We start from the raw sequence: 1,233 nt of genomic DNA on the forward strand, positions 1-1,233 counted from the left end.
CCACCCACAAGGTGATCGCGGTGGATGGCGGCAAGCTGTTCGTCGAGCGCTATTCGCGCCCCGAGAACCGCAAGAACGTCGTCTTCCTCTATGGCGGGCCGGGCCTGTACGCCAATTTCGAGCAATATGCCTTTTCGGACATGCTGGCGATCCTCGACGCCGGGGCGAATCTCGACATCTTCCATTATGGCGGATCGAGCTACACCTTCGCACTGAAGGACCATCTCTATCGGGGCGGCACGGCCTCGCTCGCGCGCGACAGCCAGAGGCTCGAGGACTATGTCTTCGCGCACTACAAGCCGCGGGACTTCGTTTCGCTGCATCTGCGCAGCTTCGGCGGCACCTTTTATCGCTTCATGAGCCCCAAATTGCTGCACCGGTTCAACAATGTCGTGCTCGACGCGCCTGCGGGTTCCTATTCCGACTATCCAGGGTCGCTGACACCGCTTGCCTACAAGTTCAACCAAATGAACCTGGGCCAGGATACCGCCGCCGAAGCGCGGAAATATTATGCCGGTCTGACCGGCTGCCAGCTGGTGCGCAAGGTTACGCTCATCGTGGGAAAGAAGGACGACCTCGTCGATCCCGACTATGCCTATCGCTTCTGCAAGGAGACCGACAAGCTGGAGATAATCCGCCATGATGGCGACCATATGGAAGCAACACCGAACGCTTCGCCGGCCGACATGCAAGTCTATCGCCTCAACGCGGCGAAGCTGACCGCAGATTCCTGAAATCGTCGCGCTAGTGCAATGAAATTGCCCCATCCGCCCGCCATGACGCGCCCGGTCGCCTCACAAGAACAATGTTCGTTTCATCTTCGAATAGTGAGGATTGCATCGTGAGAATGTTGAACGCGTATGAAATCGATCTGGTGGCCGGTGGCTGGGGCACCACCGGGGCAACGCTCGACGGGATGATCCTGGCCGGCGACTCCGATATCGAAGTCAGAGGATTCCGCTATGGAGTGCCCGGCTTCGGATTCAGCCATGGATATGGCGGGCCGGAGACCGGGAACTCCTATCCGGGCGATCCGGCGGATCTTGGGGCAGGCGGCGGCGGCCGGGACTTTCCGCTGAGCGTGAACATCAACATCGACCTGGACAAGGTGCTGCCACTCGAGGTTATTCGTAACGGCATCGAGAATGTCCTGACCAACAAGAATCAGGAAACCACCAACAACCTCGCCAACTCCAAGCCTGGCGTGCCGATCGACGCGAACAACTATTGGCT

2 protein-coding genes are annotated in these 1,233 nt (G+C 59.0%); both read left to right on the forward strand.

The window, feature by feature from the left end; all coding sequences use genetic code 11:
- A partial coding sequence (locus tag AB0K82_RS44585) for a hypothetical protein (protein WP_364409838.1) occupies positions 1-734 on the forward strand: 734 nt, incomplete at its 5' end.
- 107 nt (positions 735-841) lie between these two features.
- Positions 842-1,233, forward strand: a 392-nt coding sequence (locus AB0K82_RS44590; protein WP_364409841.1) for a hypothetical protein, incomplete at its 3' end; no start/stop codon positions are given.

It is taken from the genome of Actinoallomurus sp. NPDC052274, from assembly GCF_040679475.1.
Taxonomy (GTDB): domain Bacteria; phylum Actinomycetota; class Actinomycetes; order Streptosporangiales; family Streptosporangiaceae; genus Actinoallomurus; species Actinoallomurus liliacearum.